At 70.0% G+C, this 26599-nt stretch carries 20 protein-coding genes; 12 read left to right on the top strand and 8 right to left on the bottom strand.

All coding sequences use genetic code 11. From position 1 onward, the window contains the following. Nucleotides 1–66: 66 nt before the first annotated feature. Genes ACZ4VI_RS31610 through ACZ4VI_RS31595 form a run of 4 tightly spaced genes read left to right on the top strand, consistent with a single transcriptional unit; the run spans nt 67 to nt 3767 of the window. Nucleotides 67–2349 (top strand): sensor histidine kinase, encoded by a 2283-nt coding sequence (locus tag ACZ4VI_RS31610; protein WP_468004840.1) that lies wholly within the window; start codon nt 67–69, stop codon nt 2347–2349. Further along, nucleotides 2346–2750: a roadblock/LC7 domain-containing protein gene (locus ACZ4VI_RS31605; protein WP_468004838.1), complete on the top strand. Its 405-nt coding sequence runs from the start codon at nt 2346–2348 to the stop codon at nt 2748–2750. The genes ACZ4VI_RS31610 and ACZ4VI_RS31605 overlap by 4 nt, the downstream gene beginning before the upstream one ends. After that, complete coding sequence (locus ACZ4VI_RS31600; RefSeq protein ID WP_468004837.1) at nt 2750–3187, top strand: DUF742 domain-containing protein; 438 nt, start codon at nt 2750–2752, stop codon at nt 3185–3187. Before ACZ4VI_RS31605 ends, ACZ4VI_RS31600 begins: the two co-directional genes overlap by 1 nt. Then, complete coding sequence (locus tag ACZ4VI_RS31595; RefSeq protein WP_468004835.1) at nt 3174–3767, top strand: GTP-binding protein; 594 nt, start codon at nt 3174–3176, stop codon at nt 3765–3767. The genes ACZ4VI_RS31600 and ACZ4VI_RS31595 overlap by 14 nt, the downstream gene beginning before the upstream one ends. A gap of 9 nt (nt 3768–3776) precedes the next feature. On the opposite strand, the gene ACZ4VI_RS31590 is transcribed toward ACZ4VI_RS31595, so the two are convergent. Together ACZ4VI_RS31590 and ACZ4VI_RS31585 are read right to left on the bottom strand one after the other, a co-directional pair. Continuing rightward, nucleotides 3777–4022 carry a DUF397 domain-containing protein gene (locus ACZ4VI_RS31590; RefSeq protein ID WP_468004833.1) on the bottom strand — a complete coding sequence of 82 codons (246 nt, stop codon included), beginning with the start codon at nt 4020–4022 and terminating at the stop codon, nt 3777–3779. Further along, a complete protein-coding gene (locus ACZ4VI_RS31585; RefSeq protein ID WP_468004831.1) occupies nt 4019–4852 on the bottom strand; it encodes a helix-turn-helix domain-containing protein in 834 nt (277 codons plus the stop codon). The genes ACZ4VI_RS31590 and ACZ4VI_RS31585 overlap by 4 nt, the downstream gene beginning before the upstream one ends. A 144-nt stretch (nt 4853–4996) precedes the next feature. On the opposite strand from ACZ4VI_RS31585, the gene ACZ4VI_RS31580 reads away from it, so the two are divergent. The 4 genes from ACZ4VI_RS31580 (at nt 4997) to ACZ4VI_RS31565 (ending at nt 17109) form a co-directional block, all read left to right on the top strand. After that, nucleotides 4997–5440, top strand: a complete 444-nt coding sequence (locus ACZ4VI_RS31580) for an ATP-binding protein (protein WP_468004829.1) — start codon at nt 4997–4999, stop codon at nt 5438–5440. 287 nt (nt 5441–5727) lie between these two features. Next, nucleotides 5728–9936, top strand: coding sequence for a LamG-like jellyroll fold domain-containing protein (locus tag ACZ4VI_RS31575; protein WP_468004828.1), 4209 nt, complete (start codon nt 5728–5730; stop codon nt 9934–9936). Between the two features lie 40 nt (nt 9937–9976). Continuing rightward, on the top strand, nt 9977–16876 hold the full coding sequence (locus tag ACZ4VI_RS31570; protein WP_468004932.1) for a colicin E3/pyocin S6 family cytotoxin: 6900 nt from the start codon (nt 9977–9979) through the stop codon (nt 16874–16876). After that, nucleotides 16873–17109, top strand: coding sequence for a hypothetical protein (locus tag ACZ4VI_RS31565; protein WP_468004826.1), 237 nt, complete (start codon nt 16873–16875; stop codon nt 17107–17109). Before ACZ4VI_RS31570 ends, ACZ4VI_RS31565 begins: the two co-directional genes overlap by 4 nt. Before the next feature lie 84 nt (nt 17110–17193). On the opposite strand, the gene ACZ4VI_RS31560 is transcribed toward ACZ4VI_RS31565, so the two are convergent. Next, nucleotides 17194–17586: a VOC family protein gene (locus tag ACZ4VI_RS31560; RefSeq protein ID WP_468004825.1), complete on the bottom strand. Its 393-nt coding sequence runs from the start codon at nt 17584–17586 to the stop codon at nt 17194–17196. A 48-nt stretch (nt 17587–17634) separates the two neighbouring features. Here ACZ4VI_RS31560 and ACZ4VI_RS31555 point away from each other — a divergent pair, with 48 nt between their 5' ends. Then, the gene (locus ACZ4VI_RS31555) at nt 17635–18270 is read left to right on the top strand and encodes a nucleoside/nucleotide kinase family protein (protein WP_468004823.1); all 636 of its coding nucleotides are present in this window, start codon (nt 17635–17637) and stop codon (nt 18268–18270) included. Between the two features lie 36 nt (nt 18271–18306). Here the strand turns inward: ACZ4VI_RS31555 and ACZ4VI_RS31550 are convergent, their stop codons facing one another. The 3 genes from ACZ4VI_RS31550 to ACZ4VI_RS31540 form a co-directional block, all read right to left on the bottom strand. Continuing rightward, complete coding sequence (locus ACZ4VI_RS31550; RefSeq protein ID WP_468004822.1) at nt 18307–19002, bottom strand: alpha/beta fold hydrolase; 696 nt, start codon at nt 19000–19002, stop codon at nt 18307–18309. 43 nt (nt 19003–19045) lie between these two features. Beyond that, nucleotides 19046–20488 (bottom strand): FAD-binding oxidoreductase, encoded by a 1443-nt coding sequence (locus tag ACZ4VI_RS31545; RefSeq protein ID WP_468004821.1) that lies wholly within the window; start codon nt 20486–20488, stop codon nt 19046–19048. 121 nt (nt 20489–20609) lie between these two features. Further along, complete coding sequence (locus ACZ4VI_RS31540; RefSeq protein ID WP_468004820.1) at nt 20610–21320, bottom strand: CTP synthase C-terminal region-related (seleno)protein; 711 nt, start codon at nt 21318–21320, stop codon at nt 20610–20612. A 92-nt stretch (nt 21321–21412) separates the two neighbouring features. Between ACZ4VI_RS31540 and ACZ4VI_RS31535 the strand changes: the two genes are divergently transcribed. From ACZ4VI_RS31535 to ACZ4VI_RS31525, 3 genes are read left to right on the top strand one after another with little or no spacing between them, the layout of a single operon-like run. Beyond that, on the top strand, nt 21413–22279 hold the full coding sequence (locus tag ACZ4VI_RS31535; protein WP_468004819.1) for a LysR family transcriptional regulator: 867 nt from the start codon (nt 21413–21415) through the stop codon (nt 22277–22279). 51 nt (nt 22280–22330) lie between these two features. Further along, nucleotides 22331–23302, top strand: a complete 972-nt coding sequence (locus ACZ4VI_RS31530; protein WP_468004818.1) for a DUF1444 domain-containing protein — start codon at nt 22331–22333, stop codon at nt 23300–23302. 39 nt (nt 23303–23341) lie between these two features. Further along, on the top strand, nt 23342–24520 hold the full coding sequence (locus ACZ4VI_RS31525; protein WP_468004815.1) for an aminopeptidase P family protein: 1179 nt from the start codon (nt 23342–23344) through the stop codon (nt 24518–24520). Between the two features lie 95 nt (nt 24521–24615). Here ACZ4VI_RS31525 and ACZ4VI_RS31520 read toward each other — a convergent pair whose 3' ends face one another. After that, nucleotides 24616–24984, bottom strand: a complete 369-nt coding sequence (locus tag ACZ4VI_RS31520) for a VOC family protein (RefSeq protein WP_468004813.1) — start codon at nt 24982–24984, stop codon at nt 24616–24618. A gap of 217 nt (nt 24985–25201) precedes the next feature. Further along, the coding region (locus ACZ4VI_RS31515) for an LGFP repeat-containing protein (RefSeq protein ID WP_468004811.1) at nt 25202–26599 on the bottom strand (1398 nt) is incomplete at its 5' end.

Here is a 26599-nt window from a genome sequence, read left to right as displayed (position 1 = left end):
TCTCCCATAGAACCCCATGGCGCACCTGGCGCACCCGCGCAGTCGACGGCCCGTCGACGACGTACCGTGCGCCTGCGTACGCTGCTCATCTGGCTGGCGGTCGTCCCCACCCTGGCCATGAGCACCCAAGTCGTCGTGACCGTCGGTCAACTCGTCGAGCGGTCCCAGCACCTGCGCGCCGACGTGGCGTCCGGTGAGCGGTACGGCACACCGCTGTACACGCTCATGGCCCAGCTGCAGGCGGAGCGGAGGATGACCGCCGCCCGGTGGGGTGGCGCGTCCGTGTCCGAGAAGGACCTGCGGGATCTGCGCGCGGGCACGGACCGGGCCGCGGCCGAGTTCCGCGCGCTCGTGCCCGCCGGCCCCGAGGCGGCCGAACATGCGGACGATCACCTCCGGGAGGTGGCGAGCAGCCTCGGCGACCTGGCCGCGTACCGCGAGCGCGCCGATGCCCGCAGCAGTAGCACCCATGGCGCGATCACCTATTACACCCAGGTGATCGACCAGATCGTCCACGTCTTCCAAGAGGCGTTCAGTCACGGCGAGGACGGCGAGCTGGCCCAGGAGAGCCGGCCGTTGGTCGCCATGTTCTCCGCCTCCGAGATGGTGGCCCGCGAGGACACGATCCTCGCCCTCGCCGAGTCCTCCAGGGAGCTCAGCCCCACCGCGTTCGCCGAGTTCGCCAACGCCGTCGGAGCCCACCGGTATCTGTACGCGACGTGGGTCGTGCCGCACCTCCCGGCCGAGGAGCTGGCGTCCTACGAGCGGCTGACGGGCTCGGAGGCCTGGCGTACCAAGACCGCGATCGAGGACGCCGTCGTCTCCGAGCACAAGGACCTCGCCTCCGGGGGCGTGAGACTGCCCCGCGAGATCCGCGACTGGCGGGCCGCGCACAAGGTGTTCGCCGCGGACCTCACCGCGCTGGGCACCGAGCGGTCGCGGGCCGTGGTCGCCCGCGCGGAGGCCAAGGCCGCCGAGCTCGAGACCGAGGTCGCCTGGCTCGTCGCGGGAAGCGGCGGTGGCCTGCTGCTCGTCGTGCTCCTCGTCGTCCTCACCACCCGCTCGGTGCTGCGCCGCCTGGACGGTCTGCACGAACGCACGGTGACCGTCGCCGAACGGACACTGCCGGACGTCGTCGACCGACTGCAGCGCGGGCAGAGCGTGGAAGCGGACGCGCTGCCGACAGTCGCCGGAGGCCAGGACGAAGTGGGGCGTATCAGCGACGCGTTCGCCCGTGTCGTCGCCGTGTCCGTCGACGGACACCGGCAGCTCGCGGCCGAGCGCCAGGGCTTCGGCATGTTCGCCGCAGGCATCGCCACCCGCACCGGAAACCTCGTCAGCCGCCAGCTGAGCCTGACCGAAGACCTCCAGGACGCCTTCGGCCACAACGAGGCACTCCTCGCCCAGCTGATGAAATCCGACCAGTTGACGGTGGGCATGCGGCGGCAGATCGAGAACCTGCTCATCCTCGCGGACGGCGAGATCCCCGACCCGCACACCGAGCCCATGCGCATCGCCGACCTGCTGCGCGAGGCGGCGGCTGAGGTCGAGGAGTTCCGGCGCATCGAGCGCCAGGCCCTGGACGAGATCAGCGTGGAGCCGCGCGCGATCAGCCAGATCAGCCACCTCCTGGCCGAACTGCTCGACAACGCCACCCGCTTCTCCCCGCCGAGGTCGAAGGTCGTCATCCGCGCCGAAGCCGTGGCGGACGGGCTGTCCGTCGAGATCGAGGACCGCGGGCCGCGGGTGTCCGCCGAGCGCTACGAGGAGATGAACGCCCGCCTGCACTCGGCCCCGCCGTACTCCGTGCTGGCCGAGAACGCCCACCGGCTCGGGCTCTTCGTGGTCGGCCACCTCGCCGACCAGCTGGGGGCCACGGTCACGCTGCGGCGCTCGGTCTTCGGAGGCACGTCGGCGGTGGTGATCCTGCCCGAGGACCTGCTGGTACGGACGGATCCGGCACCGGCGCCCGTACGGGAGGCCATGCGGGAGCACGTTCCGGAGCCGTCACGTGAGCCCGTACCGCCGCTCTCCTTGTTCGAGGAGCGCAAGCCGGAGCTGGTACTGCACACGGGCACGGGCTCCGGACTGCCGACCCGTCGGGCACCCGACCGGGCACCCGAACGGCCCGCCGCCACTCCGGACGCCACCCCGCGCGGCACCGCGCGCCCGGCCCTCCCCGAGCGCGTCCCGCAGACCCACATCGCCGAGCAACTCCGCGCGCCCCGCGCACCCGAAGAGACCGTCGTACAGGAACAGGCGACCCCCGAAGAGGTCGCCGACGCCTGGGCGGACTACGAACACGGGACCCAGACAGTCGAAGAAGAGCTCCGACGGGATCAGCCATGACGACGACACCCAACGACATGATCTACAGCGTCCTGGACAACAACCTGAGCAGGATCGCCGGCATCCAGGGCGCCGTGCTCCTCTCCAATGACGGCATCATGCTCAGCGCCTACCTGCTCGAACGGGACCGCGCCGAGCGCATAGCCGCCGCCTCCTCCGGAGTCGCGGCCACGATGAAGGCGATCTCCCGGGAGGTCGGCGGCGGCCGGGTCATCCGCCAACTGGTGGAGATGGACGAGAGCTACCTCTGCATCGTCGGCTGCGGCGAGGGCAGCACGCTCATCGTGGTGACCTCCCGCAAGGCGCGCCTCGGCGAGCTGGGCGGCGAGGCCGTACGGACCGCGCAGGCCCTCGGCGAGTGGCTGGGCACGCCCGAGCGCGCCCAGGCGCCGGGCGCGTAATGCCGGACGAGCCGGGCGAGCCGAGCGTGCCGACCGAGCCGAGCGTGCCGACCGAGCCGGCTGTGCCGACCGAGCCGGAGAAGCCGCAGCGCGGAAGCCGCCGCCGTACGCGGCTGTACGCCCTGACCGACGGACGTACAGCCGCGGCCCACACCGTCCTCACGATGGACACCACCATCACGGCGGCGGTGCCCGAGGACGCCCAAGCCGGTCTGCCCACCGAGTGGCAGGCCGTCCTCGCCCTGTGCGCGCCCCCGAACGGGCGGGCGGTCGCCGAGATCGCCGCCCGGACGGGGATCCGCCTCACCCCGATGACGCTTCTGCTCGGCGAACTCGCGGACCGTGGGCTGATCCACCACCGGCCGCCCCTGGAGGCGGCCGAGACCACCAACGTCCACCTGCTCATGAGAATCAGGGACAACCTTGCCCGGATATGACACCCCTGCCGACGAAGCGGCCCCCGTCAAGATCCTCATCGCCGGGGGATTCGGCGTCGGCAAGACGACCCTGGTCGAGACGGTCTCGGAGATCGAGCCGCTGCGTACGGAGGAACGGCTGACGGCCGCGGGTGTCGGCGTCGACGACCTCGACGGCATCGAGTCCAAGACGGTCACCACGGTGGCGATGGACTTCGGCCGGATCACCCTCACCGACGCCGGAGTCATCCTGTACCTGTTCGGAACACCGGGCCAGGAGCGCTTCTGGTTCATGTGGGACGACCTGCTGAACGGGGCGCTCGGGGCGATCGTCCTGGTCGACACGCGCCGCCTGGACCGCAGCTTCCCGGCCGTCGACTTCTTCGAGAGCCGCGGGCTCCCGTTCGTGGTCGGCGCGAACTGCTTCCACGGCGAACAGCCCTACACCGCTGCGGAGATCAGAACGGCCCTGCATCTGCGCGACCCGAACACCCCCATCCTGATGCTCGACGCCCGCTCCCGCGACGACGTCCGGGGCGCCCTGCTCGCGCTGCTCGACACGCTGATCGCCCGGGCGGACGGCACCCGGGCGACCGTCTGATCCGCGGAGTTATCCGACCGGGAGGGAGGCGACGAAGTCGGTCCAGGTGACGGGGGCGAGGGCGAGCTGGGGGCCCTGGGGGTTCTTGGAGTCCCGGACGTGGACGGTGGTGGGGCAGGCGGCGACTTCGACGCAGTCGTCGCCACTGCCACTGCTGTAGCTCGACTTATGCCAGGACAGGGCGACTTCGACGCAGTCGCCGCTGCCGCTGCTGCTGTAACTGCTCTTGAACCAGGCCAGTTCTGTGGTGCTCATGTAGCTCCTCGCATCTGCCGCAACAGGCTCAGGGAGTCTTCCAGGGTAAGAGCCTGTGAGCGCATCCTGGCATACCGCATCTGGAGGATGCTGACCACTTTGGGGTCGGAGATGAACTGGCCGCTCTCCTGCCCCTCGCAGTAGCCGAACCACCGGTTGTCCGGCGTCTCCAGGAGCTGCACGGGCCCGCCAAGCCCCGCGTGATGGCCGAGCGACTTCGGCATGATCTGAATCTCGATGTTCCGGCGCTCGGCGAGTTCGATGAGGTGGTCGAGCTGTTCCCGCATCACCTCCACGCCGCCCGTGGGCCGTTCGAGGACATGCTGCTCGATGATGAAACTGTACGCCGTGTTCGGCCGCTCCGTCAGTAACCTCTTCCGCTCCAGCCGGGCCACGAGTTGGGCCTCGATCTGCTCGTCCCCGAGCGGTGGCCGCTGCTCGGCGAACAGCTGGTGCGCGTACGCCTTCGTCTGCAACAGCCCCGGCACCAGCCGATTCTCGTACGTGTAGAGGCTCAGCGCCTCCGCCTCCAGCTTCGCCCACTGCCGGAACCAACTCGCCAGACCCGGCTTCCTCGCCAGATGCTTCGCCGCCCCCCGGATCACCTCGAACGCGTCCAGGATCTCCTCCGACCGGTCCACGTAGTCCGCCGGTGGGAACCGCCGCCCCTGTTCGATCGAGGCGACCGTCGGTACCGAGTACCCCACTCTCGGAGCGAACTCCTCCTGCGTGAGCCGCGCCCGCTTGCGGAAGGCCTTGACCACCTCCCCGAAGGCCTTCAAGCTGTCCGACGCCTCGGGCTCGCCGCCGATCGGGTACCCATCCGTCATCCCGCACACCTCCCGTGCCCACTCCCCAACGGGGCCATGCTCACGGGTCGTTACCGGTACTGTCCACCCTCCGAACCCGTACGCTCACTCAGCGTACGAGTGGCTGACCTGGCAACCTGCCCCTGACGTCGCCACATTGATCACATGACCTCCCCCCAGACCCACCAAGAACCCGTCACCGTACGTGTGTTCACCCAGCGCTTCAGCTCCACCCCACGCGGCGCCCGCCTCGCCCGCCTCCTGGCCGTGCACCAGTTCCAGTACTGGGACGACGTCCCGCAGGACACCGCCGCCCTCCTCGTCGCCGAGCTCGCCGCGAACGCCGTCACCCACGGCCGCATCCCCGGCCGCGACTTCGAGCTGACGCTCGCGTACACCCCCGGCCGCCTCCTCCGCGTCGACGTCACCGACACCCGCACGGAACGCCGCCCGCCCCACCCCGACGCCCTCCGTGCCCCAGACCCGTTCGCCGACACGGGCCGTGGCCTCCTCCTCGTCGAGGCCCTCGCCTCCCGCTGGGAGGTCCGGGACCGTCTCCCGATCGGCAAGACGGTCTGCGCCGAACTCGACCTTTCTCCTTTTCCGTAACAACATCTCCCCTTTGATCTCCCGTCACTTAAGTGGCAGAAGTCACATTTGCCGCTGTCCGGTGCGCCCGAAAAGAGGGTGAATGAGGTAGCTAAAGCACGTGGACCGGCCAACTCGGCCCTCTCTAACGTCGCCACGCGATCACGTGGTGATCGCGTGGGGATATGAGGGGGAGGGTGGGGATGTATCGACGGGGCCGCACACGCGTGCGCGCGAGAGTCGTACGAACAGGGCCTGCTTGGGGCGTGGTGGGTGCGCTGGTCGCCGGAGTCTTTGCCTCGGCGGGCGTGAACACCTCAGCCGCCATGGCGGCCGCCCAGGCGGCGGAGTCCTCCTCGCCGGCCGGAGCGGTGGCGCGGGACGAAACCGGCGGGCTCTCCGAGGACGAAGCTCTCGACGAGGCCCGCCGTACCGGCAAGAAGGTCGAAGTGCTCTCGCTGCGAGGTGAGAGCCGCGATGTGTTCGCGACCCCCACCGGTTCGCTGGAGGCTCGGGAGCATCTGCGGCCGGTCCGGGCCCGTGTGGACGGGAAGTGGCGGGATGTCGACACGACCCTGGCGCCGACGGGCGCAGGGATGGTGGCGCCGAAGGTCGCGTCGGTGGACCTCGAGTTCTCGGCGGGTGGCGAGGGGCGTCCGCTGGTGCGGCTGGAGCGAGTCGGCCGGACGCTTGAGCTGTCCTGGCCCGGCCGGGTGCCGGTTCCGGAGCTGAGGGGCGATACCGCCACATATGTGAACCTGCTGCCGGATGTCGATCTCCGGCTGGCCGCCCAGCCGGAGGGGTTCACCCAGCTGCTGGTGGTCAAGTCGGCCGTCGCGGCGAAGAACCCACGGCTGGCGAAGCTGCGGATGGGCCTGGCCGCGAAGGGGATGAAGGTCGAGGAGACCGCGCAGGGCGGTCTGCGGGCCATCGACGCGGGCGCGGGCGGCACGGTCTTCGAGGCGGCCACGCCGATGATGTGGGACTCCAGTGACGGCCCTGCCGCACGGGCTTCCGCATCCGCCAAGGCCGGCGGCGAGCGCACGATGGCGTCCACCGAGCCCGGGGCGGCCGAGTCGGGGCGGCTGGCGCCGCTGGGCGTGGAGCTGCCGGACGGGGGCGAGGAGCTGGTCCTGACGCCCGACGCGGAGGTGCTGGCCGGTCCCGACACCGTGTACCCGGTCTACATCGATCCGCAGTGGTACTCACCGAAGGCGACGGCCTGGACGATGGCGTCGAAGTACTGGGCCTCGTCCCCGCAGTGGAAGTTCAACGGGGAGCCGGACGCCGGTATGGGCTACTGCGGCTGGGCCTACTGCAAGCCGTACGACACCAAGCGGCTCTTCTACCAGCTGCCCACCTCGGCGTACGCGGGCAAGACGGTGCTGTCCGCGGAGTTCGTGGTCCGCAACACGTGGTCGGCGTCCTGCTCCGCGCGCAGTGTCCAACTGTGGAAGACGAAGGGGATCTCGACGTCCACGACCTGGAACACGCAGGACAACGACGCCTTCTGGATCGACCACCTCGCCAGCTCCTCGTTCGCCTACGGCTACGAGGGCTGTGCGGCCAAGGACGCCGAGTTCGACGTGAAGTCCGCGATCCAGCAGGCCGCGAACAGCAGCGCGTCGACGATCACCTTCGGTCTGCGGGCGGCCGACGAGGGCGACGAGTACGCCTGGAAGCGGTTCTCCGACGACGCGTTCATCAGGGTGAACTACAACCGGCCGCCCTCCCAGATCAAGACCTCGCAGCTGACCCAGGATCCGGGTGGCTCCTGCGGGAGCCCCAGCAACCCCAAGCGGGTGCGCTCCGTGCCGAAGCTCTCGGCGAACGGGATCACGGACCCCGACAAGGACAGCATCGCCGTACAGTTCAACGCGGCCTGGGACTCGGGCGACGGCAAGGGCTTCGTGACACGCTGGACCTCGGCGCGTACGACGTCGAAGGCCTCGGGTTCGTCCTTCACCCTCGCCATGCCGTCGACCATCCCGCAGAACAAGACCATCGGCTGGTCCGCCCGTTCCTGGGACGGGGCGCAGTGGTCACCCTGGTCCTCGGCCGGATCGGCCACCACGTGCTCCATGATCTACGACGCCTCCGTCCCGAGCGGCCCCGCGATCACGTCGCCCCACTATCCGCAGTCGGACCCGGAGGACCCGAACGACCCCTGGGTCGACGGAGTGGGCCGCTACGGCCAGTTCACCCTGGACTCGACCTCCACGGACGTCACGAAGTACTGGTACGGGATCAACGGCGACCCTTCCAGCAAGCTGAGCGTGACGACGACCGGCGGCGCCGCGCAGACGGTGAAGATGATGCCGACCAAGCCAGGCGTCAACTTCGTCACGGCACAGGCCTTCGACGCGGCCGGCAACGGCAGCGAGATCCGAACCTTCCAGTTCCGGGTACGGGCGGGACAGCCCGACCGCCTGTCCTGGCCCTTGGACGAACCGGCCGGCGCCACGAAGGCCACCGGTCAGGGCGGCGCCTGGCCTGCCAAGCTGTACGGCGGTGCCAAGCCCGGCGGTGAAGGCACTATGGGGACGGGCCTGGAGCTGGACGGTGCGGACGACTACGCCGCGAGCGACGCCCCCGTACTGAACACCGCCAAGAGCTTCTCGGTGTCGGTGTGGGCGAAGGTGACCTCGGTGCGGCCGGAGTTCGGTTCGGTCGCCGTCTCCCAGATGGGCCTGACCCGTTCCGCCTTCGAGCTCTACTTCTCGTCGTCCCGGCACGGCTGGGTGTTCGTCCGGCACGAGACGGACACGCGGTACCCCGCTGTCGCCCAGGCGGTTCAGCCCGCCTGCGCCACCGGCGACACGCAGTGCGTCGCATCGAGGATGAACGCCTGGACGCACGTGGCCGCTGTCTTCGAGAATGCCCCCAAGCTCATCAAGCTCTATGTCAACGGCCAGTTGGCCGGGTCGGCACCCTTCGACGGGCCATGGGACGCGCGCGGCCGCACGATGCTGGGCGCAACCGATGTGGCCGGTTCCCTCAACAGCTTCTTCGCGGGCAGCCTCGACGACGCGCAGCTCTTCGACTACTCGCTGAGCGACAGCCAGGTCGGCAGGCTCGCGGCCAAGCAGCCCGTGGACACGGGCCGCCCCGCCAAGCTGGTCTGGCCGCTGGACGAGACGCCCGAGGCCACCGAGGTCACCGGGTTCGCACAGCCGGTCGACGCCGACCTCCGGGGCGGTGTCACGGCCGGAGCGCCCGGGCTCGCGGGGACGGCGTTGAAGCTGGACGGTTCCGACGACCACGCCACCACGGCTCGGCCGGTACTCGACACGTTCCAGAGCTTCGCGGTCTCCGCCTGGGTCAGACTGCCGAAGGACAAGGAGAACCGGACCATGGTCGCCGTTGCCCAGAGCGGCAATGCGGGACGTGGTTTCGAGCTCTACCACTCCTCTGCCTGGGGCGGGTGGGTCTTCAGCCGCAGTGGAAGCGACAGCCCCACCGCGCCCCCGATCCGGGCCACGCAGTCGGGCTGTGCTGACACCGCGAGCTGCCTGGGATCCTGGACGCATCTGGTCGGTGTGAACGACTACGACACCTCCGAGATGCGTCTGTACATCAACGGAGCCCTGGCCGACACCGTGCCGTTCACCACCCCCTGGGCCGCGTCGGGCGCGGTCACCCTGGGTGCCCTGCCGACGCCGACCGGATCCACCCTCAACCACCTAAGGGGCGACCTCGACGCCGTGCGGATGTACGACCGCGCGATCTCCGACGACGAGGTCCGCCAGCTGTTCAAGCAGAACCCGTCGGTGACCGGCCGCTGGAAGTTCGACCAGTCGGGTGGGACTCCCGCGCAGACCCCGAACGCCGTGACCACGGCCAATCCCCTCGCGTTGGGCGGCGGCGCGACGACCGGTGAGGGCTGGGTGGACGGCGGTCTGCACCTGGACGGTGTCGACGACTACGCGGTCTCGGCGGTCACCCCGGTGGACACCGGGGCGAGCTTCTCCGTCACCGGCTGGGTACAGGCGGCTGCCACACCGACGGAGGCGACGACGCTGATCAGCGTGTCCGGCACCAGCCACAACGCCTTCGCGATCCGCTACGTACCCGACGTCACGCCGGGCCGCCCGGGCAACTGGCAGATCACCACGTCCTCCGCCGACGGCTCCTCCGCCGTGCAGACCACCGTCGACAACGGGCAGTTCCACCAGCCCACCGAGTGGAACCACATCGCGCTCGTCTACGACGGATTCGCCCGGCGACTGTCCCTGTACGTCAACGGTGAGCTGGAACAGACCACCTGTGCGGACGACGACGCCGACGGCACCCCGGACGTCCCCGGCTGCACCGGCAACCTCTCCTGGGCGGAGAACACCGTCACCTACAAGGCCGTCGAGCCCCTCTGGGTCGGCCGCCCGAAGTCCGCGACCGACCGCCACTGGTCCGGAGCCGTCTCCGACCTGTGGACCTTCCAGGGCAGCCTGACCGAAGCCCAGGTCAGGCACCTCGCGGTCGGCCAGCCAGGCCTGCCCGACACGGTTCCCGTGGGCTGACCCATCTTCGAACGTTCAAACGAAGGACGAGATGAACGGGATGAACGGCATACCAAGAAGGCGATCCAGAGGCTGGTGGCAGCGGGTCGCGCTGACCACGGCTCTGGTCACGATGGGCTCGCTGCTCACGGGCAGCGGCGGAGTGGCCGTGGCCGTCGACGACGGCCGGGGCCGCCCGGAGCTCCCGGCTTCGGAGCGGGCCCTGCCCGGCACGGCGGCCAAGGTGAAGCCCCGCACGCTGCCGAAGGAACCACGGACCCCGCGCCAGGCGCCTCGCGCGACCTGGCCGAAGGCCGGCTCGGCGGTGGTGAAGCTGCCGGAATGGACGGCGGTCGCCACCCGTGAGGCAGCGACTCCCGCTCCGGTGAAGGCCAAGGGCCTGCCATTGACGCTGGCGGGCACGGGCGGCGGAGACGTGACAGCCCGTGTCCTGGGTCGCGCGGAGGCACTCAAGGCCGGAGTCAACGGCTTGGTACTGACGCTGCGACGGGACAACGCGGCCGGTAAGTCCGCGGAACGGTTGCAGGCTCAGATCGACTACTCCGGTTTCGCGGGCGCCTTCGGCGGTGGCTACGCCTCTCGCCTGACCCTGGTCGAACTGCCGACGTGTGCGCTGACGACTCCGAAGCTTGCCAAGTGCCGTACATGGAAGCCCGTAGAAACTGTCAACAACACGGAGACAGCCACCCTCTCCGTCGCGTCGCTGCGTCTGGGTTCGGGGCAGTCGACCGTACTCGCCGCCGTGTCGGAGGCCACGGCCGGCAGCGGCGACTACAAGGCCACCACACTGTCCCCGTCCGCGACGTGGCAGACGAATCTGAACACGGGTGACTTCAGCTGGTCCTACGGCATGGCCGTGCCCGAGGTGCCCGGCGGACTGAAGCCGAGCATCGGACTCGGATACTCCTCCGCCGCCATGGACGGCCGTACCGGCGAGACCAACAACCAGTCCTCCTGGATCGGCGGCGGCTTCGACCTGTGGCCCGGCTACATCGAGCGTCGCTACAAGCCATGCGCGGACGACGGCGTGCAGAACGCCGACGGGTTCAAGCCGGGAGACTCGTGCTGGGCCTATGACAACGCCTTCATCAGCTTCAACGGAAAGGGCGGCGAACTCGTACCCGTCGGCAACGACGAGTTCAAGCTCCGCACCGACGACGGCACCCGTATCAAGAGGCTGAGCTCGGCCGACCGCGCCAACGGTGACGACAACAACGAGTACTGGGAGCTCACCGACCCCGCCGGTGTGCGCTACTACTTCGGCTATCACCGTCTGGACGGCTGGGCAGCGGGCAACAGGACCACGAACTCCACCTGGACCGTGCCGGTCTTCGGCGACGACGCGGGCGAGCCGTGCCACGCCGCCGACTTCGCGAGCTCCTGGTGCCAGCAGGCCTGGCGCTGGAACCTCGACTACGTCGTCGACCCGCGCGGCAACGCCGTCGCGTACTACTACACACCTGAGAAGAACTCGTACGGCCGCAACCTGAAGGCCGCCGACGACACCCGCTACACCCGCGGAGGCCACCTCGACGACATCGAGTACGGCCTCAACGCGTCGTCGGTGTACACGACGAAGGCGCTCGCGAAGGTCTCCTTCACCAACGCCGAGCGGTGTCTGCCCAGTGCCCAGACCACCTGCCCGAGCATCTCCACCGACTCGGCCTACTGGTACGACACGCCGTGGGACCTCAACTGCGACGAGGGAACCGACTGCGACCGGGGCCGCTCCTCGCCCTCCTTCTGGACACGCAAGCGCCTCACCGACGTCACCACACAGATCCTGAGCGGTGACACGTACCAGAAGGTCGACTCCTGGAAGCTGACCCACCGTTGGGGCATGGCGGACGTCAACTACCAGCTGCTTCTGGACTCCATCCAGCACACGGGCCACACCGCGACCCCCGCGATCACGCTGCCGAAGACCACCTTCGGCTACACGCAGCTGGAGAACCGCCTCGACAAGACCGGCGACGGCTACGCGCCCTTCATCAAGGAGCGTCTGTCCACCATCGCCGACGAGTACGGCGGCCAGACGGACGTCAACTACTCCGCCCCCGTCTGCGACTGGCTGACGCTGCCGACTCCGCAGACCAACACCACACGGTGCTTCCCTCAGTACCTGGGAGGCAGCTACACCGACGACCCCGAGCTTCAGTGGTTCAACAAGTACGTGGTGGACTCCGTCACGACCACCGACCGCACGGGCGGTTCGCCGGACCAGGTGACGACCTACGACTACATGGGGCCGGCCGCCTGGCACTACGACGATGACGACGGCCTGACGAAGGAGAAGTTCAAGACCTGGGGCCAGTGGCGCGGCTACGGACACGTGCGGGTGAAGACCGGCGGCCAGGGCGGCGACGCGGCCATGAAGTCGCAGTCCGACTCGTACTTCCTGCGCGGTATGGACGGAGACCGGGAGTCCCCGACGGGCGGCACCAAGAGTGTCACCGTGGCCCTCGGCGAGGGCGAGGGCGCGTCGATCAGCGACCATGACGCGTTCGCCGGCACGCCCTACAAGACGGTCACGTACTCCGGCAACGGCGGGAAGATCCTCGCCAAGACCGTGAATCGACCCTGGTACCACGAGACCGCGAAGAAGGTCCGCGACTGGGGCACGGTCACGGCCAACTTCCAGGGCATCGGACACACCAGGTCCTGGACGTCGCTGGATGACGGGGCGGGCGGGTCCTGGCGGACCACGTCCGTCTCCACCACGTACGACACGGTGGCGGGCCGGGTGGCCAAGGTCGACGACGCCGGCGACGACTCCATCGCCTCGGACGACCGATGCACCGTCACCACGTACGCCACCAACGCCGGCACGAACATCCTCACGCTGCCCGCCCAGGTGGAGACCGTCTCGAAGGCCTGCGGTGTGCCCGTCGATCGGTCCAAGGACGTCATCTCGGACGTGCGCTCGGCCTACGACGGCGGTCCCTACGGCGCCGCGCCCACCAAGGGTGACGTCACGGCGACGGCCCTGCTGAAGAAGCACGACGGCACCACGGCCACGTACCTGGAGTCCGGAGCGACCTTCGACGGCTACGGTCGGGTCCTCACCTCCACCGACCTGACCGCGAACGTCACCGTGACCGGTACCTCCGCCCCCGTGCGCACCGCGCGCGCGGACGGGCGCACCACCACGACCAGCCGTACGCCGACTACGGGATTCGCCACCAGGACGACGACGACCACGCCGCCGGCGAAGGCCGGGGACGTCTCCACCGCCCTCGTCAGCCACGTCACGTACGATCCGGCGCGCGGACTGCCGCTGACCCAGACCGACGCCAACGCGAAGGTCACGACCCTCACCTACGACGCGCTCGGCCGCTCCGCGAAGGTATGGCTGGCGGACCGCAACACCACCCAGACGCCCAGTTACGAGTTCCACTACCTGGTGGAGGAGAACCAGCCCGTCGCCGTCGCCACGAAGGCGCTGGGCCCGGGCGGCAGCCAGATCACCGGATACAGCATCTACGACGGGTACCTGCGGCCGCGTCAGACACAGGAGCCGGGCCCGGACAGCGGGCGCCTCCTCTCCGACGTCTTCTACGACGAACGCGGCCTGACCACCAAGACCTTCGACACCTACTACACCACCGGCGCACCCTCCCGGACGGTGTTCAAGCCCGCGGACGCCCTCGCGGTCGAGACCCAGACCCGTACGACCTACGACGGCATGGGCCGTCCGATCGAGACGAAGAACATCGCGGGCAACGGCGACGGTGGCGCGGTGCTCGGCACGACGCGCACCATCTACGGTGGCGACCACACGACGGTCATCCCGCCCGAGGGCGGCACGGCGACCACCACCGTCACCGACGCCCGGGGGCAGACGACCCAGCTGCGTCAGCATCACGCCCGGTCGGAGACCTCCGCCTACGACACGACGCGCTACGAGCTCACTCCCCGGGGCGAACTGGCGAAGCTGACCGATCCGGCAGGGAACAGCTGGAGCTACACGTACGACCTGCTCGGCCGGCTCGCAACCACCTCCGACCCGGACAAGGGGCCCACCACAAGCCACTACGACGACCGCGGCCAGCTGACCGTCCTCTCCGACGAGCGGCCTGTCGACCTGTACTACCTCTACGACGGGCTCGGCCGTCAGACCGAACTGCGAGAGAACAGCCCCACCGGCACCCTGCGCGCCAAGTGGGTCTACGACACGATCAGCGGCGCGAAGGGCCACCCGGCCGAGTCCACCCGCTACGTCGACGGCAATGCCTACACCACCAAGGTCGTCGCGTACGACCGGCTGTACCGAGCGACCCGCTCGAGCGTGACGATCCCCACCAGTGAGGGGGCGGCGCTCGACGGCACGTACGTGTCGACGACCAGCTACAACGTGGACGGGACCGTGGGTGGTGCCGGATTCCCTGCCGCAGGGTCACAGCCGGCCGTCACAGTGGCGTTCACCTATGAGAGCCAGACGCTTCGGCCGATCGCGCTCAGCGGCAGCCAGGGCATAGCCGCCACCACCAGCTACAGCCTCATCGGCAAGCCGCTGCAGCACGAGTTCTCCAACAACGGCGGCAAGAAGGTCTGGGCGACCAACACCTACGAATGGGGTACGCAACGGCCGGCCACCTCCCGGGTCGACCGCCAGGACGTGCCGGGTGTCGACAAGCACGACACGTACCGTTACGATCAGGCTGGCAACATCCTCTCGGTCTCGGACGTCTCCCGGTCCGGCACCGACACCCAGTGCTTCACCTACGACAACCTGCGCCGCATGACCACGGCCTGGACGCAGCCCACCAGCACGTGCGCCGGTGAGCCCAGCGGCCAGACCGTCGGCGGCCCCGAGCCGTACTGGCACTCGTACACCTACGACAAGGTGGGCAACCGGCTCACCGAGACTGTGCACGACCTCACGGGCGACGCGACGAAGAACACCCTTCGCACCTACGCCTACCCCACGCCGGGCTCGCCGCGTCCGCACGGCGTGACCTCCGTGAGCCAGACCGGGCCGGGTGGGACCGCCCAGGACACCTACGGCTACGACGTGGCCGGCAACACCGACCGGCGGACGGTCGCGGGCACCACGCAGACGCTGGAGTGGGACGCCGAAGGCCATCTCGCCAAGGTGACCAAACCGGTCGAGGGCCAGCCCGACGACGTCACCGAGTACGTGTACGACACCGATGGCAACCGGCTCATCGCCCGCACGGCGAAGGAGACCACGCTCTACCTCGGCGCCACCCTGGTCACCGTGGCCAAGGGCAGCACGACCGCGAAGGCCACACGCACTCTCGACCTCGGTGGCGGGCATCGGGCAGTCATCGACGACCAGGGCTCGGTGTCGTTCACGATCGCGGATCACCAGGGGTCGGGAGAACTGGCGATCAAGGCGGCGGACCAGCAGCTGACGCAGCGTCGCACGCTCCCCTTCGGCGGCATTCGCGGCCCCCGGCCGAGCAACTGGCCGGGTGTGCAGGGCTTCGTCGGAGGCGTGGACGACTCCGAGTCGACCGGGCTCCAGCACCTGGGCGCCCGGGAATACGACCCGGCGACGGGCCGGTTCATCTCCGTCGACCCGATCCTCGCTCCGAGCGACCCCCAGTCCCTCAACGCCTACGCCTACGCCAACAACAGCCCGCTCACCTTCAGCGACCCGGACGGCCTGATGTGCCTCCACGGCGCACCCGGCGGCGGAGCCGACGGCATCTGCGCGGGCGTCCCGGGAGACACCGACGGCGTCGTGGGGCCCGGCTCCAACAACTGCCCGAGCACGCACCCGTGCAACAAGGCCGCAGAGGAGATGGCCCAGGAGGCCATAAGCAACGGCACGTATGGCCAGAAGCCGATCATCATCGCGCCCAGCGGGGACTCGATCAGCATCCAGGGCGTCCACATCCCGACCCAATCGGAACTCGCCCGGGTATTCCCCAACTACTCCGAGCGCGTGTCCTACGCGGCCAATCTGCAGAGTTGGGCTCGGGCGAAGCACTGCACCGGAGTGGAGACCGCAGGCTCGGACTTCTGCGCCGCGATCGGCAAGCTCGGGTGGTTCGGCAACCAGAAGAGCCCCGGCATTCTCGAACTCCTCGGCGTCGACGACTACGTCGGCTGCTACCAAGGCTCCGGTGGTGCGTGCAAGGCGGCGGCGATCGACCTGGCCGTCTCCGCCGGCACCGGATTGCTCGGCAAGGGCGCGAAGATCGTCTTCAAGGCGGCCAAGGCGTCCATGAAGAAGGCGGACTACGTACCGATCGAATGCCTTGTCGGTGGTGGTCGCCGGCACAGCTTCACTCCGGGAACCCGTGTCCTCATGGCCGACGGGTCCACGCGACCCATCGAGGACGTCAAGATCGGCGACGAGATCGTGGTCACCGACCCGGCGACAGGCGAGACGACGACACGCACCGTCGTCGCCACCATCGTCACCGAGGACGACAAGAACTTCGTCGACCTCACGGTCTCCCGAAAGGGCGCCTCCGACGCCGACTCACTGACGTCCACGACGACGCACCCCTTCTGGTCACCCTCCGCGGGGACTTGGGTGGATGCCGGCTCTCTCAAGCCGGGCATGTCACTGCGCAGCAGTGGCGGAGAAACCGTCGAGGTCACGAAGGCAAGCCTGTTCCATAAACGCCAGCGCACTCATGATCTCACCGTCGGCGAGATCCATACGTACTATGTGATGGCCGGTGCCACACCGCTCCTCGTTCACAACAACAGTGGGTACGTTCCGGCCCCCAGTACCCTCCCCGGGTTTCCGAACGCCAAGAAGGTGAAGCCCATGAGTCCTCGAACCGGCGGCGGTGGGCTGAGGGCTCGCTGGGTGGATGGAAAGAACATCCTGGAGTGGGATTACCAGCATGGGACCGTCGAAATGTACAACAAGCGTGGCCAGCATCTGGGTGAGTTCGATGCCAGTACGGGTCAGCAGACCAAGCCTGCCGCGCCGGGAAGGGTGTGCAATACGTGACCTGGGTAGTTGAGGGATTTGATCGCGTCTCGAATATGCTCGCTGAGCGAATAGAGCTGGCGGGTGTACTCGAAGAGACTGAGATCATCTCGGCGCTGGGGAATCCTGAGGACGCCCGGTATGCCGCTTGGCCGGCTACGCCCGAACTGATGAGGGTCCTGGAACTCAGGCTGGGGCGGAGGCTCGATCGTCGGGATCGTGAATACTTCGTGGAATATCAGGTCGAGCTATAGGTGGACGGTCTGAACTGACGTCCGGGGCGGGCGTCGAAGCGCAGCGCTTCGACGCCCGCCCTGTCGCGCGTTCGGCGCCCTTCGTCAGCTCGCCGGTTCCAGCAGGTCCCAGCGGTTGCCGTACAGGTCCTCGAAGACCGCCACCGTGCCGTACGGCTCGTGGCGCGGCTGCTCCAGGAAGCGGACGCCGGCCGTGGTCATGCGGGTGTGGTCGCGGGCGAAGTCGTCGGTGTGGAGGAAGAAGCCGACCCGGCCGCCGGTCTGGGCGCCCACCGCGGCACCTTCCTCCGCGTTCTTCGCGCGGGCCAGGAGGAGGCCCGTGCCGTCATGACCTCCCGTGGGGCGGACGACGATCCAGCGGGTGCCGTCGCCGCGGTCGGTGTCCTCGACGAGGTCGAAGCCGAGGGCGCCGGTGTAGAAGGCGAGGGCCTCGTCGTAGTCACGGACGACGAGGGTGACGAGAGCGATGAAGGACATGACCGTGAGGTTATACGTATGACGAGACGGCCGCCACGCGGTGCGACAATGCACCGCATGGACGCCCAGCTGCTCGCCGAGCTCACCGACCGCGCCCTGCGCCTCGCCGTCCCCGGCCGACGGCGGATCCTGGGGCTCGCCGGTGCGCCCGGGGCGGGGAAGTCCACGCTCGCGGCCCGCCTCGTCACCCGGCTCGACGGGCTCGCCGCCCTCGTGCCGATGGACGGCTTCCACCTGGCCCAGGCGGAGCTGGAGCGGCTCGGCCGTGCGGAGCGGAAGGGGGCGCCGGACACCTTCGACGCCGTCGGCTACACCGCCCTGCTCGCCCGCCTCCGCGCCCCCGAGCCCGGCACCACGGTCTACGCCCCCGCCTTCGACCGCGCCCTGGAGGAGCCCGTCGCCGGTGCGATACCGATCCCCCCGGACGTTCCGCTCGTCGTCACCGAGGGCAACTACCTCCTCCACGACGAGGCCCCCTGGGCCGCCGTCCTGCCGCTCCTCGACGAGGCGTGGTTCGTGGAGCTCGACGACCACCGCCGCGTACCGCGCCTCGTCGACCGCCATGTCCGCTTCGGCAAGGACCGCGCCCACGCCGAGCGCTGGGTCCGCGACTCCGACGAGTCCAACGCCCGCCTCGTCGCCCGCGGGCGTCACCGCGCCCACCTCGTCGTCCGCATGACCTAACCGGCCGGAGCGAGGAGCCGCCGCGCGGAACTGCGGTCACTCTCCGGCGGCGTCGAGCAGGATCTGCGCCAGTTCGCGGGGCTGGGAGAACATCGGCCAGTGGCCGGTGTCCATCTCGACCAGCCGCCAGTGCTCGCTCTTGAGCAGCTCCGCGACGTCGTCGCTCGGCTCGGCCCCATCGAGCAGGCATTTGACGTACGTCGCCGGGAGCTCTCCCAGCGGCCGCTCCAGGACGGCCGGCTCGGTGAGTGCCGCGCCCGGGTGCAGAGTGGCGCCGCCGACGAACCGGGCGATCTGCTCGTCGGTGAGCCCCTGCCCCTCGCATTCGGGCGCCGTCAGCGGCGCCCAGAACCCGTCGTCGGCGAGCGCCGCCTCGAAGGCCGCCTGCCCCTGCCACCAGGCGGAGGCGAAGGACTCGCCGTGCGTCGGCACGTTGGAGTCGACGAAGACGAGCCTGGTCAGCCGGTCACCGATCCGCTCGGCGGCCTGCCCGACAGGGATGCCCGCGTAACTGTGCCCGACCAGGACGACGTCCCGCAGCCCGAGCCGCTCGACCTCCCCCACGATGTCCTGCACATGCGTCTGCTGCCCGGCGGGCGCGCCCCGCCGCTCAGCGAGCCCGGACAGCGTCAGCGCGTGCGCGCCGTGCCCGGCCGCCCGCAGCTCTGGGACGACGTCGTCCCACGCCCACGATCCGAGCCACGCGCCTGCAACGAGTACGAAGTTCACCATGACCGCACCCTAGCCGGGTGCCGGGGGCTCGCCTGGCGGTGTGTCAGGCTGCGACGGGGGCGACGTTGGCGTTCCGGTGGAAGACGTTCTCCGGGTCGTACTTGGACTTGATCCGGGCCAGCCGCTCGTACTTCTCCGGCCCGTAGGACGCCCGGACGCGGTCCTCCTCGATCTCGGTCATGAAGTTGACGTAGCCACCGGGGCCGACTGCGTGCGGCAGCAGCTCAGTCCACAGCGCCCTGACCCAGGCGGTGTCGGCCACCAGCTCCTCCGGGTCGAAGGTGAGGGCGGTGAGGGCCATCATGTAGCCGGGTTCGCGCGGGCTTCCGTAGGCAGTGGCGTCCTCGTCGACCTCGGTGAAGGCGCCGTCCAGCCGGAAGGTCGGGCAGAAGGTCAGCGGCGAGGTCTTGCGCCGCAGGTACTCGTTCAGCAGCGCGATCACGTCGTCGCTCAACTCCGCGATGGGGATCCCCTTCTCGTAGTCGAGGATCCCGTACGGCGAGGAGTCGTCGAGCATGCTCTGCAGCTGGGTGTAGGGCAGCGGGGTCCGCATCTCGAAGAGCCTCGGCGGCCCATCGTCCAGCAGGGCGGCTGCGGCGGCATGCTCCTCCGCGCTACCGAAGCCTCCGATGATCAGTGCATGGCCGAGCTTGCCGCGGTGCTCGACCGGTACGAAGGGCTCTGGCGGGGCGTTCAGCCCGATGCCGACCAGCGCACTGTGCCTCGGTGGCAGCGCCGGCACCACCTCGCGGATCAGCTCCATCGCCTCGCGGCCCACCGACATGTCCCAGAAGAAGAGACCGACGTGCACCTCGGGCCCGACCGCGTGCAGCCCGAAGTCGAAGGCCGTGACCACCCCGAAGTTCCCACCGCCGCCGCGCAGCGCCCAGAACAGGTCCGGGTTCTCCTCCGCCGACGCGTGCACCAGGGGGCCGTTGGCCAGCACCACCTCGGCGCCCAGCAGATTGTCGACGGTCAGTCCGTGCTGGCGGGTGAGCCAGCCCATGCCACCGCCCAGGGTCAGGCCGCCGACGCCCGTGTGGCTGATGGTGCCGGCCGGCACGGCGAGGCCGTGCGCCTGGGTGGCGGCGTCGAGCTGGGCGAGGGTGGCTCCGCCGCCGCAGCGGGCGGTGCGGGCCTCGGGGTCGACCGTGACGGCGTGCATCGCGGTCAGGTCGACGACCAGCCCGTCGGGGCAGACGGCGGCGCCCGCCGGGTTGTGCCCCCCACCGCGCACCGACACCTCGAGGTGCTCGTCACGGGCGAAGGACAGTGCGGCGGCGACATCCGCGGGTTCGGCGCAGCGGACCAGCAGGGCGGGGCGGTGGTCGATGGCTCCGTTGGCCACGGAGCGGGCGGCGTCGTACTCAGGATGCTCCGGCCCGAGCACGTCTCCCCTGATCCGCTCCCTGAGCGAGCCGACGGCATGATCGGTGAGCCGGGTCATAAGGGCCTCCGCGGAGCAGACGAGGCTTACTCCTGCCACGCTAGCCGCCCTCCCATAGGATGACAATTCATGCAAACCTGGCAAATGCCGTGCACACGTCATCCTGACTAGCCGTCGGACGAACGGGCCGGCGCGGCGTCCGCCCCGTCCCATCGGATCTCTAGCCGGCGTGCTCCGTCGCCGCCCGTGCCAGGGCCCGCACGATCGGGTGTGGGCGCGAGCCGTCGCCCGCGAGTTCCGGCTGGAAGAGCGTCGCCAGGAAGAAGGGGTGACCGGGCAGTTCGGCGATGCGGATCTGACCCTCCTCGTCCTCGCCCGTGAAGCGAAGGCCGTTGGCCCGCAGGGTGTCCAAGTGGCGGCTGTCCGGGCCGTAGTTGCAGTGGTACCGCTCCGTCGTCCGCTCGGCGCCGAGCACCGACTCCGCGAGCGACCCCGGCGTCACCCGTACCGTCCCCTCGTGCCCGACCAGCGAGCAGGCGAGCGGCGCGATCAGCAGGTCGTCACCGGCCGCCGCCGGGTCGTTCTCGGCGTGCGCGGCGGCGGTCAGACCGCAGACGTTCCGGGCGAACTCCAGGAGCGCGTGCTGGAGGCCGGCGCAGGTGCCGAGGAACGGGATGCCGTCCTCGCGGGCCGTGCGGATCGCCGCGAGCGCGCCCGCCTCGCTCTCGTACGGACTCCCCGGCAGCACCCACACCGCGTCGAAGCCCTTCACCGCGCCCGGCGCCTCCGCGTCGCCGGTCGGGATCCAGTACGCGTCGAGGGCGAGGCCGTCCCGCTCGGCCAGCGCGTCGAGCAGGGCGGGAATGCGGACATGGGACTTCACGTGCGGGGAGCGGTCGCCGACGAGGGCGATACGGGCTGTGTTCGTCATGCCGACCATGCTGGTCGTACGGTCGCGTTCACGTCCAACGATGATTCCTGCACTCCCGATCGCGAACGCTTATGAAGAGGCGCCAGAACCCCATGGACCCGCACCACCTCCGTACCTTCGTCACCGTCGCCCGGCTCGCCTCCTTCTCCGAAGCCGCCCGCGAACTGGGTTACACCCAGTCAGCCGTCTCCCAGCACATCGCCGCCCTGGAGCACGACCTCGGCCTGCCGCTCCTCGGGCGGCGGCCCGTCGCCCCAACCCCCGCCGGTGCGCGGCTCCTTGAGCATGCCGGGTCGCTGCTGCTCCGCCTCGACGCCGCCCGCGCCGACCTGGCGCGGTTCGCCGCCGCGCCGCGCGGGACGCTGACCCTCGCGGCCTCCCCGCTCGCCCTGCACCCCCGTACGCTCGCCGCCCTGCCCGCCGTCGGCGTCACCCTGCGCACCCTGCCCCGGGACGAGGTGCCCGCCGCCGTCGCGACCGGCGAGGCCGACCTCGGCCTGGTCGACGGACTCGCCGCCCCCAGCGACCCGTTGCGGCTGCCCGACGTCGCCCCGATCACCGCCGTACGCGTCGCCGAGGAGCCGTTCGCCGTGGTGCTGCCCGCCGGGCATCCGCTCTCCGGCCGCCCCGGACTCCGGCTCGCCGACCTCGTCGACGCCCGCTGGCTCGACGCCCCCGACGCCGGGATCCCGCTCGACCGGCTGCGCTCCGCGCACGGCGGCCCCGCCGGCCTCGGCTTCCGGACCGCCCTGCGTCACGCGGGCACCGACAGTCGCGTCCTCGGCGCCCTGGCCGCTGCCGGGCACGGCCTGACGCTGCTCCCCGTCTCCCTCGCCGCCGGAATCGCGGGAGCCGTCGCCGTACCGCTGAGCTCCCCGCGCCTCGTCCATCGCGTCGAACTCCTCCACGCTGAACCTGGCGGCCCGGCCGCGGAGTTGGTCCGACGACTCGCCGCGTGACCGGGGGCAGGGCCTAGGCTGGTCCTACGGCGAGAGGGAAGGCGGGCGGACGTGGGGTTGTTCCGGCGAGGGCCACAGCGTGACGGTGACGACGCGCCCAGGGATCCCGAGTTCTCGTACTTCTCCGTCCGCGAGGCCGCCCTCTTCCGCAGCCGCGTCCGCGAGGCGTTCGCCGAACTCGGCCTCGAAGTCACCGTCTACGCCGACCTGGTGCGCGACGCCGACGGCCGCGCGTTCGGCCTCGGCAACCTCGCCGCCGTCTGCCACAACGACCGGCGCGGACCGCGTGTCTGGCCCGCGCTGATCCGTCGCCACGTCGGGCTCGTGCTGCGGACCATGGACGGCCCCTCGGCGCTCGACACCCTCCGGCCCGAACAGATCCGCGCCCAGCTCTACCCCCGCGTGGTCAGCGGCGACGGCATCGACCCCGGGACCTTCGGCTACGCCCGCAGCGTCGCACCCGGACTGTACGAGATCCTCGCCCTCGACCTCCCCGAGAGCGTCATGATGCTGACCGACGACGCGCTCGAACCGCTCGGCGACCTCGCGGATCTGCGCGACCGGGCGCTCGCCAATCTCCGCGGACTGCCCGTCGAGGGCCACGAGACGGTACGGGACGCCGACGGCATGTGCTTCGAGGTCATCCTCGGCGACTCCTTCTACACCGCGAGCCGCGTCCTCGACCTCGACGCCGTCGTACGGCGCGTGACCGGGCAGCCGCTCGGCGAGCACGGGGCCCTGGTGGCCCTGCCGTTCCGGCACCAGCTCGCCTTCCACCCGATCCGCGACACCACCATCGTCCCCGCGCTCGGCGCGATGGCCTCGTTCGCCGCGTCCGGCTACGAGGACACGCCCGGCGCCATCAGCCCGTACGTCTTCTGGTGGCGCGGCGGCACGCTCACCCAGCTCAGCGACCACGACGGGGACGGCGGAGAGCTGCGGATCGTCGTCGGCGAGGACTTCCACGAGCTGCTCGAACGCCTCATCGCGCAGGGCCCGGGGCGCGGCCCGGACCCGCGCTAACGGGTCGCGGACCCTGCCCGTGGACGGCAGGATGACCCCATGTCGAGTACGCCTGTGTCCCGTACGCCCGAGTCCGGCGCGTCCGAATCCCGTACGCCCGCACCCGCTCCCTTCACCGCCGACGACTACCGGGCCCGGATGGCCCGCGCCGCCGAGTCCGCGGCCGACGCCGGGCTCGCCGGGGTCCTCGTCGCGCCCGGTCCCGACCTGGTCTATCTGACCGGCTATCAGCCGACCGCGATCACCGAACGCCTCACCGTCCTCGTCCTCGCCGCCGGCCAGGACCCGGTCCTCGTCGTGCCGACCCTGGAGGCTCCGGACGCCGAGAAGGCCCCGGGCGCCGCCGCGCTCACCCTCCGGGACTGGACCGACGGCAAGGACCCCTACGCCGTCACCGCGCCGCTCCTCGACGCCGAAGGCCGCTTCGGCGTCAGCGACAACGCCTGGGCGATGCACCTGCTCGGCCTCCAGAAGGAGCTGCCCACCACCTCGTACGTCTCCCTCACCGAGGCGCTGCCGATGCTGCGGGCCGTCAAGGACGCCCACGAGCTGGAGCGGATCGCGGCGGCCGGCGCCGCCGCCGACCAGGCGTACGGCGAGATCCTCAAGGTCGCCTTCGCCGGCCGCAGGGAGACCGAGGTGGCTGCCGATCTCGCCGCGCTGCTCCTGCAATTCGGCCACTCGCAGGTCGACTTCACCGTCGTCGGCTCGGGCCCCAACGGCGCCAACCCGCACCACGAGGCGGGGGATCGGGTCATCCAGCGCGGGGACATGGTCGTGCTCGACTTCGGCGGCCTCAAGCACGGTTACGGCTCCGACACCACCCGTACCGTCCACGTCGGCGAGCCGACCGCCGAGGAGCAGCGCGTCCACGACATCGTCCGCGAGGCCCAGCAGGCCGGCTTCGAGGCCGTCCGGCCGGGCGCGGCCTGCCAGGACGTGGACCGGGCGGCCCGCAAGGTGATCAAGGACGCGGGCTACGGCGAGTACTTCATCCACCGCACCGGCCACGGCATCGGGGTCACGACCCACGAGCCGCCGTACATGATCGAGGGCGAGGAGCAGCCGGTCGTGCCCGGCATGTGCTTCTCCATCGAGCCGGGCATCTATCTGCCGGGGCGCTTCGGGGTCCGTATCGAGGACATCGTGACGGCGACGGAGGATGGTTCGGGCCGCCGCGTCAACAACACCCCGCGTGAGATGGCGATCGTGAACTGAACAGTGGGGGGGTGCCCCTATGTGGTTCGTCAAGGACGACGTCAAGTACTTCTTCGAGCTTGATGAGATGGTCAGCACATGCCCCCGGAACAGCGTCACCGGGCCGGGATCGGCTGAGTGAGGTTCACCGGGTTGCCGTCGGGGTCCTGGATGTGGGCGACGCGCTGTCCCCACGGCATGTCGTTGGGGCCGCCGCGCACCGAGCCGCCCAGCGCCTCCACCCGGCCGAGCGTCTCGTCGACGTCGTCGACACCGATGCTGAGCAGGATCCGCGGCGCCGCCCCCGTCCCCGGGTTCGCCTTGGCCACCAGCCCGAGGTCGGTGTCGCCGATGCGCAAGCCGAGGTAGAAGGCCGGGCCTTCCGCCGGTACCCGGAAGATCTCCTCGGCGCCGAACAATTTCGTATAGAAGCCGAGCAGAACGTCCTGGTCGGCAGTCAAGATCACTGGCTGGATGGTGGACATGGCACTCCTGTCGAGAACGGTCCTGTCGCTGGGTAGACCGTTCGAGGACGGTGAACTCATCGGCAAAACCACCCCGCCGGACGATCTACACCCAGACTGCCGCCCACGACCAGCACGAGCACCCCGAAACGAGGTCACGCCACCCCGATCCTCTGGCAACCAACACACGCGGATCCCCCGCTTCGATGTGGCGCGGGGGATCCGCTGGTCCAGCCCTTCAGAACAACGTTCTAACAGCTCGCATGGGCGCCATTGGCGTCGACCCGGATGTAGCCCGCCGGAAATTCTGCTGGGTGGCTCCGTTGTCCATGTACGGCGCAGCGACCGGGTAGCCGAGGCAGCTGCGCTCCCAGCCCATCGTTGACCACTTGTCGTGGATCGTGCCGTGCACCTCGTGCGCGCCAGTACCCGCCGTCCAGTAGATCGAGCCGTTCTGGAAGTGGTTGTAGCGGCCGATGCCGTCAGGGGTACCGAGTTCGCCGGTCGTCGGGTATCCCAGGACGCCGGCCTCCGATCCGATCTGCGACCAGCGGGCGCGGATGGCACCGTAGACCTCGTGCGGCCCTATGCCCGGTAGCCAGTAGATCGAGCCGTGTTGGAAATGGCTGAGCCGTCCGGCTCCATCCGGCGCGGTCAACTCGGCGGTCACTGGTGAGCCGATCACCGAGTGGTGCGCGCCGAGTGACAACCAGCGTTCGCGGATCGCGCCTCGGACCTCGTGAGTGTACGGGGAGACGGGGAGCTCATTGACGACCCGCACTGGGACGCCGACAACCTGCTCCCAGGTGTATCCCAGCGCAAAGAACTCCTCCTCACTGGTGATCGGCAGCCGTGCGCCCTCCTTGATCAGGAACACCGTCTTCGGGTCGACGCCCGACTCGGCCGTGGCATCCGGCGCCCGGATGACGCTTCGATCGGGGATGCTCACCGGGGTCGCCTTGACGACGCGCACCGGAACCATCGCGACCTGCTCCCAGCGGTAGCCCAGCCCGAGGAACTCCTGCTCGCTGGCGATGCCGATCCGGGCTCCACCGGCGATCGTGTACACCGATCGCGGGTCGATGCCGGACTCGGCGGTCGCGGCCGGGGCGCGCACGAGCATGCCGTCGGCCAGCCGGGTCGGCAGGTCCTTGACCACGCGGGCCGGAACCAGCCTGACCTGCTCCCATCGGAAGCCGAGCGCGAGGAACTCCTGCTCGCTGCCGATCGGCAGCCTGGAACCCCGGGCCATCGTAAACACGGTCTTGGGGTCGATACCCGAGGCCGGTGTGGCGTCCGGCGCCCGGAGGACGACGCCGTCGCCGATCTGGGTGCCGATGAGGTTGAACGCCCGGACCGGGATGGCCCGGACCTTCGACGCCCAGTCGGCGCCGTACCCGGCGTCGATGACCTCCTGCGGGTTGGCGAAGTTGATTCGCGCCCCGCCGACCATCATGGCCACCGGCGTCGACCCGTTGCTGCCCTGCACCAGCGTGCCGTCCCTGGGCCGGTCAGCCGGGATGAGGTTGAACGACCGGGCTGGGATGGCCCGGACCTTCGACGCCCAGTCGGCGCCGTACCCGGCGTCGATGACCTCCTGCGGGTTGGCGAAGTTGATTCGCGCCCCGCCGACCAT

This window comes from Streptomyces sp. NPDC029169, assembly GCF_055563935.1.
This window is presented reverse-complemented; position numbering and strand designations above follow the sequence as displayed.

Excerpts from the sequence above, each read along its gene's own strand:
- ACZ4VI_RS31560 (WP_468004825.1), bottom strand. The coding sequence starts at position 17,586 with ATGTCCTTCATCGCTCTCGTCACCCTCGTCGTCCGTGACTACGACGAG.
- ACZ4VI_RS31600 (WP_468004837.1), top strand. The coding sequence starts at position 2,750 with ATGCCGGACGAGCCGGGCGAGCCGAGCGTGCCGACCGAGCCGAGCGTG.
- ACZ4VI_RS31550 (WP_468004822.1), bottom strand. The coding sequence starts at position 19,002 with ATGGTGAACTTCGTACTCGTTGCAGGCGCGTGGCTCGGATCGTGGGCG.
- ACZ4VI_RS31585 (WP_468004831.1), bottom strand. The coding sequence starts at position 4,852 with ATGACGGATGGGTACCCGATCGGCGGCGAGCCCGAGGCGTCGGACAGC.
- ACZ4VI_RS31590 (WP_468004833.1), bottom strand. The coding sequence starts at position 4,022 with ATGAGCACCACAGAACTGGCCTGGTTCAAGAGCAGTTACAGCAGCAGC.
- ACZ4VI_RS31535 (WP_468004819.1), top strand. The coding sequence starts at position 21,413 with ATGGACCCGCACCACCTCCGTACCTTCGTCACCGTCGCCCGGCTCGCC.
- ACZ4VI_RS31520 (WP_468004813.1), bottom strand. The coding sequence starts at position 24,984 with ATGTCCACCATCCAGCCAGTGATCTTGACTGCCGACCAGGACGTTCTG.
- ACZ4VI_RS31570 (WP_468004932.1), top strand. The coding sequence starts at position 9,977 with ATGAACGGCATACCAAGAAGGCGATCCAGAGGCTGGTGGCAGCGGGTC.
- ACZ4VI_RS31540 (WP_468004820.1), bottom strand. The coding sequence starts at position 21,320 with ATGACGAACACAGCCCGTATCGCCCTCGTCGGCGACCGCTCCCCGCAC.
- ACZ4VI_RS31580 (WP_468004829.1), top strand. The coding sequence starts at position 4,997 with ATGACCTCCCCCCAGACCCACCAAGAACCCGTCACCGTACGTGTGTTC.
- ACZ4VI_RS31555 (WP_468004823.1), top strand. The coding sequence starts at position 17,635 with ATGCACCGCATGGACGCCCAGCTGCTCGCCGAGCTCACCGACCGCGCC.
- ACZ4VI_RS31605 (WP_468004838.1), top strand. The coding sequence starts at position 2,346 with ATGACGACGACACCCAACGACATGATCTACAGCGTCCTGGACAACAAC.
- ACZ4VI_RS31525 (WP_468004815.1), top strand. The coding sequence starts at position 23,342 with ATGTCGAGTACGCCTGTGTCCCGTACGCCCGAGTCCGGCGCGTCCGAA.